At 39.6% G+C, this 9,057-nt stretch carries 6 protein-coding genes; 2 read left to right on the top strand and 4 right to left on the bottom strand.

Going from position 1 to position 9,057, the window contains the following annotated elements; translation table 11 throughout:
• Both ppk1 and BCG07_RS05655 read left to right on the top strand, forming a co-directional pair.
• Positions 1-1,452: polyphosphate kinase 1 (gene ppk1 / locus BCG07_RS05660; RefSeq protein WP_286889193.1), on the top strand; the 1,452-nt coding region annotated here is incomplete at its 5' end.
• On the top strand, positions 1,445-2,932 hold the full coding sequence (locus BCG07_RS05655; RefSeq protein ID WP_243531831.1) for a Ppx/GppA phosphatase family protein: 1,488 nt from the start codon (positions 1,445-1,447) through the stop codon (positions 2,930-2,932). The genes ppk1 and BCG07_RS05655, both read left to right, overlap by 8 nt.
• Positions 2,933-3,002: 70 nt before the next feature.
• Here BCG07_RS05655 and BCG07_RS05650 read toward each other — a convergent pair whose 3' ends face one another.
• From BCG07_RS05650 to BCG07_RS05635, 4 genes are all read right to left on the bottom strand, one after another.
• Positions 3,003-3,458, bottom strand: coding sequence for a hypothetical protein (locus tag BCG07_RS05650; protein ID WP_243531835.1), 456 nt, complete (start codon positions 3,456-3,458; stop codon positions 3,003-3,005).
• A 178-nt stretch (positions 3,459-3,636) separates the two neighbouring features.
• Entirely contained in the window at positions 3,637-6,756 is a 3,120-nt protein-coding gene (locus BCG07_RS05645) for an efflux RND transporter permease subunit (protein WP_243531838.1), read from the bottom strand.
• On the bottom strand, positions 6,753-8,246 hold the full coding sequence (locus BCG07_RS05640) for an efflux RND transporter periplasmic adaptor subunit (RefSeq protein ID WP_286889191.1): 1,494 nt from the start codon (positions 8,244-8,246) through the stop codon (positions 6,753-6,755). Before BCG07_RS05640 ends, BCG07_RS05645 begins: the two co-directional genes overlap by 4 nt.
• Positions 8,236-9,057: TolC family protein (locus BCG07_RS05635; protein WP_286889189.1), on the bottom strand; the 822-nt coding region annotated here is incomplete at its 5' end. The genes BCG07_RS05640 and BCG07_RS05635, both read right to left, overlap by 11 nt.

The raw sequence follows: 9,057 nt of genomic DNA, 5'->3' as shown, positions 1-9,057 counted from the left end.
TTAAATGATGTTTTTAGTAACTTTTTTCACTTTGATAAAATTCAAGGTCATGCAATAAAACTCACACGAGATGCAGAATACAATTTAGACGATGAGCTAGAAGAAGGACTGCTCGATAAAATGTCTAAGGGTCTTAAACAACGTATTTATGCAGAGCCTGTGCGCCTTGTTTACGACGAGAGCATGCCAGAAAGTATGTTAAAAGTGATGAAAAAACGTTTAAACGTGAGTCATCATGATGCACTGATACCTGCGGGTCGATACCGTAACTTTAGAGATTTTATTGCTTTTCCTAATGTAGGTCGTCAATACCTTGAAAACAAACCACTTCCAGCAATACAAAGCACAGCTTTTAACAAACACAGCAGCGTATTTGACGCAATAAGCGAGCAAGACATACTGCTCTACTACCCATATCACACATTTAATCATTTACTGGAGTATGTTCGCCAAGCCGCATTTGATCCTATGGTGACGCAGATTAAAGTAAATATTTATCGAGTGGCGAGTAAGTCTCGGCTTATTTCTTTACTCATCAATGCCGCTAAAAATGGCAAAAGTGTCACGGTAATGGTTGAGCTTAAAGCACGCTTTGATGAACAGAACAATATTGAATGGGCTAAAGTTCTTAGCAGTGCTGGAATAAAAGTTATTTTTGGTATTCCAGCCTTAAAAGTGCACAGCAAACTATGTGTTATTCACCGTAAAGAAAAAAACAAAATAGTTAAATACGCCCATATTGGTACCGGAAACTTTCACGAAAAAACAGCTAAAATCTACACTGACTTTAGCCTTTTCACAAAACATAACGGTATTTGTGAAGAATGCGATAGCGTATTTAAGTTTATAGAAAGCAGCTACAGGCCCTTTAATTTTGAATATTTAATGCTCTCCCCTATTAATGCTCGCGACACTTTATTGGATTTAATTGATAAAGAGATTCAGCATGTTGAAGATGGTTTCACAGGAAAAATTACAATTAAAGTAAATAATTTAGTTGATAAACAACTTGTAGATAAACTTTATTATGCCGGTCGTCGTGGGGTAAAAATCCGAATTATTGTACGTGGTATGTGCTCATTAATACCGGGGGTGGCTCACTTTAGCGAAAACATAAAAGTGATCAGTATTGTTGATCGCTTTTTAGAGCATCCTCGCGTAATGGTATTTGGCAATAATGGCAATGAAAAGGTGTATATTTCTTCCGCTGATTGGATGACTCGCAATCTTGATCAACGCGTTGAAGTGGGAGTGCCTATTTTAAATAATAAATTAAAACAGCTCATTATGGATATTTTAGAGCTACAATTTAAAGACCGCACAAAAGCTCGGCTAATCGATAGCGAGCAAAAAAATACCTATGTTAGGCGCGGTAACAGAAAAAAAATTCGCTCACAAATAGCAATATACGATCACTTAAAAAAATGGGAGGGTAATTATAATAATGAATGATCACCCATCAATAGCGGCCGTCGATCTAGGTTCGAATAGCTTTCACTTGGTCGTTGCGCGCGAAGTGGATGGCACATTACAAATTCTGCATAAAGAGAAACAGCGTGTTTATTTAGCCGATGGCTTAGACGATAAATTAAGACTAAACCAAGCAGCCATAGACCGTGCACTACTTGTACTTAAGCAGTTTGCAAACACCCTTGAAGACTTTCCTCCTGGTAATGTAAAAGTAGCTGCTACATACACTTTTAGGCGCGCCAAAAATATTCATGCCTTTTTAACTCAGGCGAGTAAGGTATTTCCATTTCATATTGATGTGATCCCAGGGCAAGAAGAAGCTCGGCTTATTTATCAAGGTGTGGCTCATTATGTACATAACGAAGAGAACCGCCTTATTATCGATATTGGCGGAGGCAGTACCGAACTAATTATTGGTAAGCACTTCAAACATAAGCTTCTTACCAGCCGTAATATGGGCTGTGTTAGCTACACAAAACAGTTTTTTAGTGGTGGAGCTATTACGGCTAAGCGTTTTAATCGAGCTGAAATAAAAGCGGAACAAGAAATCGAAGTTATTTTTGCCAACTACATTAACGAAGGTTGGCAAGATGTAATTGGTACATCTGGCACCATAAAATCTATTTTAACCATGGTGTGCGCACAAAACCCGCAACAAACATTTGTAAGTATTGACGATTTACTGGCTCTTAAGCAGCAATGCATTGCCGCTGAACATATCGATAATATAAGTATAGAAGGATTAACGCCTGAGCGTCAGCAGAGTCTATGTGGAGGACTTGCCATTCTTATTGCTGTTTTTAAAGAGTTCTCAATCAATCAGCTCTCTTATAGTGACTTCTCTTTAAGAGAGGGGCTACTTCATGAAATGCAGCAAAAACTCGCCGATAAAGACATTCGCAGCAATACAATCAATAACCTGAGTGAACGATACACCGTAGATAAAGCCCATGCCTCACGCGTTGCTAATACAGCTACTTGGATATACGAACGCCTTAGCAAAGCGTGGCAACTAAATGATAATAACGACATAGCGCTTCTTAATTGGGCTGCTAAGCTACACGAAATTGGCTTGTCTATTAACTCTTCAGGTATTAATAAACACAGCGCTTACATTGTGGCAAATAGCCAGCTTCCTGGCTTTACTCAGCAAGAACAACTCATTTTAAGCTCGCTAATTCGCTTTTACCGAAAAAAAATTAAACGTGATGAATTACCAGAGTTCACAACAATCGCGCAGCAACATGTAATTAAGCTTGTTACTATTTTACGCTTAGCTGTTTTATTTAATCAAAAACGCCAAATTAGCCAGCAACCTAATATGAATATTAGCGCTAATGCCACAGGGCTTTTTATTAAATTTTACGATAATTATTTACAAACACACACGTTACTTAATGCAGATTTAGAACTAGAACAGCGTTATTTGAAAAAGGTAGGAATAAGTCTTAACTGCTCATAATATTTTGAAGAGTAAATAATTAAGCAGGGTGCTATTACACCCTACTTTTAGCTAAGTATACTTTAGCTAATTACATATCCATATGGCGATTTGTACTTTGCATCATTTGTTTAAGCCCTTGCTTCTCAAGCTCTAGTAGCTGCGCTAGCTTCTCTTGCGCATTTTGCGTTTCTGCACGTTCAAGTAGGTAACCGTAAAGCGCAATCACTTTTTGATGCTGGCTCGATAAGTAATTTTGAATTGCTTTTTCATCTAACTGCTTATCTTTGCTGATATCGTTAAACGTAATAAGTTCGGGGTTGCTGGCAAAGTACTCATAGCAAAACGTGTCGAGCGTGTTAATTTCGGTAATCGCTTTAAAACCCACTAAATCTTCAGCGAGTTTTTTTTCGTAATTAAGGTAATAATCCACCAGCATGGCATTACGCTCATCAAGTATTGGTTTAACGCTATGAAAGTTAGCCGCCATTTGCGTATGAAATAATACTGTCCAATCGTATACCTCTTTAATTGTTTTAACTTGCATGTGCATTCCTTACTTAGTTAACTTATGAGTTACTAGTTGCTTGAATCATGCCAATAAAAACCACAATTAAAAACAATGGGTTACACTTTAAAAATAAATTAAAATACAAATTAATAGAATAACTTACAGACAATAGGTAATTTTTATAGGGCAATGATAAGTCATTACCCTATCACTGTTACTTAATGGCCTTTGTTCTCCACAACAGGTAAACCGCAGGAATAACTAATAAGGTCAACATTATTGCGCTTATCATACCACCCACCATAGGCGCTGCAATTCGGCTCATTACTTCACTACCGGTACCCGTTCCATAAAGCACAGGTAATAAACCAATAACAATAGTAGCCACCGTCATCATGACAGGACGCACACGTAACCCGGCACCTTCAATAATTGCTTGCTGTAACTGAGCTAACGAAAGTGGTTTATCAGCTCGCTTAGCAGTTAAGCACATGTTTTTATATGCCTGATTTAAGTAAACCAGCATAATCACCCCAATCTCCACGGCAACACCGGCCAGTGCAATAAAACCAACCCCTACGGCGACTGAAAAGTTGAAACCTTGAAGGTACATGAGCCAAACACCACCTATCATAGCCAATGGCAGTGTGCACATAATAATAGTTACTTCAGCAAAGCTTTTAAAATTAAGATAGAGCAGCACCACAATAATGGCCAAGGTGAGAGGCACTACGTAGGTGAGCTTCTCTTTTGCACGTTGCATATATTCATACTGCCCAGCCCATGTAATAGAATATCCCGATGGCAGTATCAAACGCTCATCGAGCACGGCTCTCGCGCTTTCAACATAGCTACCAATGTCTACGCCATCTATATCAATATAAACCCAACCATTTAAACGTGCATTTTCACTTTTAATGCCAGACGGGCCGTTTTCAATAAATACATCAGCGACATCTCCAAGCGCAATATGCTGTCCTTGTGGCGTCACAATGGGCATTAACATAAGGGCGTCAGGTGAATCCCTAAAAACTTGCGGATAACGCACGTTAACCGAATAACGAGCCTGCCCTTCTATTGTTTGTGTTACATTTTTACCACCAACTGCCGTTGCTATAACTTGCTGTATATCGCTTATGTTTAAATTATAACGCGCTGCTTTTTCACGGTTTATATCAATTTTTACGTAGCGCCCACCAGCCACTCGTTCAGAGTAAACAGATACAGTGCCTTGAATATCAGCAAGTAGCGTTTCTATTTGCTCACCCATTTTTTGAATTTCACTTAACTGTGGACCTGCCACTTTAATACCTATTGGGGTTTTAATACCGGTTGCCAGCATGTCTATGCGTGTTTTAATTGGCATAACCCACGCATTAGTTAAACCAGGAAACGTGACTAATGCATCAAGTTCGGCTTTGAGTTTTTCAAGAGTCATTCCCTCTCGCCACTCGTCTTTGGGCTTTAATTGAATAAACGTTTCAATCATTGTCAATGGAGCGGGATCGGTGGCTGTTTCAGCTCGCCCGACTTTACCAAAAACTGTTTTAACCTCTGGCACGGTTGCGATTAACTTATCTGTTTGCTGCAAAATCTCTCGAGCTTTAGCTATTGATATACTTGGGTATGTAGTGGGCATATACATTAAATCACCCTCATCAAGTGGCGGAATAAACTCGCTACCTATTTTGTTCAGTGGGTAAAAACCTACTAAGGTCATAACGAAGGCAAATATTAAGGTCGTTTTTGGAAAATTAAGCACCCATCTGAGCAAAGGTCGATAAGCCGCTACAAGCAATCTATTTACGGGATTTTTATTTTCAGGTATTACCTTACCTCTTATAAAATAACCCATTAATACAGGCACTAGGGTGATCGCTAATCCCGCTGAAGCCGCCATTGCATAAGTTTTAGTGTAAGCAAGAGGTGAGAACATTCGCCCTTCCTGCGCTTCTAAAATAAATACAGGCAAAAAACTCACGGTAATAATTAATAAACTAAAAAACAGCGCAGGGCCTACTTCGCTTGTCGCTTTAATAACGACTTCCCAACGGTTTTGATCAGTCAGAGGCGTTTTTTCCATATGCTTATGCATATTTTCAATCATTACTATGGCGCCATCGGTCATTGCCCCTATGGCAATCGCAATCCCGCCCAAAGACATAATATTAGCGTTAATTCCTTGCCAATACATCACAATAAACGCCGTTAAAATACCCAGCGGTAAGGTAACAATAGCCACCAAAGATGAGCGCACATGAAACAAAAACACAACACACACAAGCGCTACAACAATCAGCTCTTCAACAAGTTTGCTTGTCAGATTACTTATTGCGTTGTTAATTAAGTTTGAGCGGTCGTAAACGGGAATAATCTCAACGCCCTCTGGTAATCCTTTTTTAAGCGATTCGATCTTAGCCTTAACCAGTTCAATGGTTTTTTGTGCATTTTCGCCGTAGCGCATAACAACAATACCACCGGTAGCTTCGCCTTCACCGTTAAGATCACTCACGCCACGGCGCATTTGTGGGCCTAGGCGAATATTTGCGACATCACGTAACTGCAAAGCAGTACCATTTTCATTAGTACCTAATGGAATAGCCTCTAAATCGGCAACACTTTTTATGTACCCTGTGCTGGTAACCATGTATTCCGCTTCGGCCATTTCAATAACAGAGGCGCCTGTTTCTTGGTTTCCTTGCTGTATTGCAGTTTGAATAAGACTCAACGGAATGCCGTAAGCACGCAGCTTATTAGGATCTACATTTACTTGATACTGCTTAACCATTCCCCCTACAGAGGCTACTTCAGAAACACCCGGCACAGTTTGTAATTCAAACTTTAAAAACCAATCTTGTAAGTCTCGCAATTGGCTAATATCAAGCGTATTTGTTTTATCAATAAGGGCATATAGGTAAACCCAACCAACACCCGTTGCATCAGGTCCAAGCTCTGGCGTTGCACCTTCAGGCAGACGGTTTGCAGCTTGGGTTAGGTATTCTTGCACTCGGCTACGCGCCCAGTACAAATCAGTGCTGTCATCAAAAATAATATAAACATACGAGTCGCCAAAAAATGAAAAGCCTCTTACGGTTTTTGCCCCTGGCACCGATAACATAGCAGTAGTAAGCACATAAGTAACTTGGTCTTGAACCACTTGTGGCGCTTGCCCTGGATACGATGTTTTTACTATAACTTGCACATCAGATAAATCGGGCAAAGCATCTACTGGCGTATTTTTAACGGCAAACACACCACCGCCCACTAAAATTAATGTAAGCAACAATACCAATAACCGGTTATGAACGGACCAGCGAATAACAGCAGTAATCATTTTGCTTCCTCGCCCATCGTATGTTGCATTGAGGAGTAATCTATTGCGTCTATATTATTTAAAGCGGTGATCACAAAATCATCATTAATAATACTAAACGTGAAATCAATGGTTTGACCTTTAATAAGAGAGTTAACCTCTATATGCGGTGCCAGAACAAAATTCATTGTTGCTGGACCTCGGTTCCACTTTGGAATAGCTTCACGACTAATATTTACAATTCGAGTTGCTGCATCAATTGTATTTATAACGCCATTTACGGTTGCACTTTGAGAGTTGTCATCGTTACTACTATCAGCAGCTGGCATCTCCATTCGCTTAAAGTCTGAAAGCTTACTCGACTCAGAATCTATTAAAAATTGTGCAGAGGTAACCACGCTATCGTTTACCACCACACCTGATAAAATAATCGTTTCATCAACGCTTGTTTGTCCTACTTGTACTTCAACAGATTTAAAGCGCCCTTCGCCTAATGCTATAACTACGCGGTTTTGATGTTGCGTACGAATTACAGCTTCTTTTGGTACTACAAGCTGAGGTTCACTCGCATTTGTATGAATAGTCACCTGAGCAAACATATTCGCTTTTAGCTTAAGGTCTTTATTTGTAAATCGGAGCCTAACCCGAAGTGTTCTATTTTGAGCATCCAGCGCCGGATAAATATAATCGACCTGTCCTTGCCATATTTTTCCCTTAAAATAATCAAGGGTCATGGTTACCGGTAGGCCAACACTAATAAGCGACGATTGACGTTCAAATATTTCCGCCTCCACCCATACTTCATCAAGTTGAGCAATACTCATCATAGATGTACCCGGCTTTACATAAAAACCTTCTCGCACATTCAGCTCATCAACAATCCCACTTTGACGCGCATAAAAGGTAATATTTTGCATTATTTGCTTATTTTTTTGTAAGCGCTCAATAAATTCAGCAGATACATTTAACGACTCTAAACGTGCCTTTGCAGCACGAATTAGTACATTGTTATTTCTATTTACTGCCAATAAAAACTCTTCTTGTGCATTTACTAGCTGCGGTGAATATAAGGTATACAAAGGTTCGCCGGCGCTTACCTTATCGCCTTGCGCTTTTACATATAAATCCTCAAGCCATCCTTCTACTCGAGGGTGAATATGAGTAATTTCATCTTGGTTATATTGCACATAACCCACTGTATTGATGTTACTTTGCAGTGTTTTTAACTGCACCTTAGTGGTTTTAACTCCTAAATTATTAATTACCACTGGCGAAATAGTAATCGCTCCTTTTTCACTTTCACTATTACCAACTTCGTCGTAAATGGGCACTAAATCCATCCCCATAGGAGAGAGGCCTGGAGCGTCACGCCTATAATTGCTGTCCATGGGCGCCACCCAATATAAGGGTTGTTTTACGGCCAGTTTGTCATCAATTATAATTTGCGTAAAAGCAGCCCATAAACCAGCCCCTACAATAGCGGCAATGAATAGTTTCAAATTAGTGTTCATCAGGCTGCTCCTCGCGTAGTTCGCCCATAACTTGGGAGTCTAAGCTACTCATATAATAATTTAAGCGTGCAATAATAATGTGTTGATCAACTTGGATATTAAGCGCGTCAATTTTGGCATTTAACTCACTAATACGTGCTTGCATAACATCAGAAAAGTCACCGTCATCACGCGTATAAGCATTCAAGGTTGCTTGTGATTGCTCAGCCATTTGTACTAATAAAATATTTTGATATAGCGTATTTCGTTTTTGTAACTGGGATAGCTGACTATATTCTTTAAAATACATACCTTTGAGCTTTTGCAAAGCGACCCTTTTTTGTGTTTTAGTCGCTTCCGTAATAGATATAGCCGATTTAACGTGTTGGTCTTGCCTGTTATCCGTAAATAAAGGGAGATCAATGCTAACTCCCACAGAAAGTAAATCGGCTCTTGATTGGCCCATTCGGGTGTCTGCTCGATAGCCATACCCCACATTAACCCCTATCTGTGGATTATAACTTTGTTTCGCTAAGCTCACTTGTGTTTGCTTTGCCAACACACTTTGCTCTATAGCAACAATAGCTGGATGAGCCATAAGTAATTGCATAAGTTGACTAAATTCAAGGGTATTAAAATCAGTAAGCGCCACAGGAGGTATAAATTTATCGTCTAAAGATTTTACTAACATTGTTATGGGTAACCATTGCGCTAGCCGGTTTTTAGCACTGTGAAGTTGCTGTTCAAGTATGAGTAGCTTATCTTCTAAGCGGGTAAGCTCTAACTGAGCACGAATAATATCTTGCTGGCGTGTTTTACCCTGCGTACTTGC

This window comes from Pseudoalteromonas sp. ESRF-bin5, assembly GCF_002632075.1.
Lineage (GTDB): Bacteria > Pseudomonadota > Gammaproteobacteria > Enterobacterales > Alteromonadaceae > Pseudoalteromonas > Pseudoalteromonas marina.
Note: the sequence above shows the minus strand (reverse complement) of the source record. Positions and strands in the feature narration are given on the sequence as shown.

Excerpts from the sequence above, each read along its gene's own strand:
- BCG07_RS05645 (WP_243531838.1), bottom strand. The coding sequence starts at position 6,756 with ATGATTACTGCTGTTATTCGCTGGTCCGTTCATAACCGGTTATTGGTA.
- BCG07_RS05640 (WP_286889191.1), bottom strand. The coding sequence starts at position 8,246 with ATGAACACTAATTTGAAACTATTCATTGCCGCTATTGTAGGGGCTGGT.
- BCG07_RS05655 (WP_243531831.1), top strand. The coding sequence starts at position 1,445 with ATGAATGATCACCCATCAATAGCGGCCGTCGATCTAGGTTCGAATAGC.
- BCG07_RS05650 (WP_243531835.1), bottom strand. The coding sequence starts at position 3,458 with ATGCAAGTTAAAACAATTAAAGAGGTATACGATTGGACAGTATTATTT.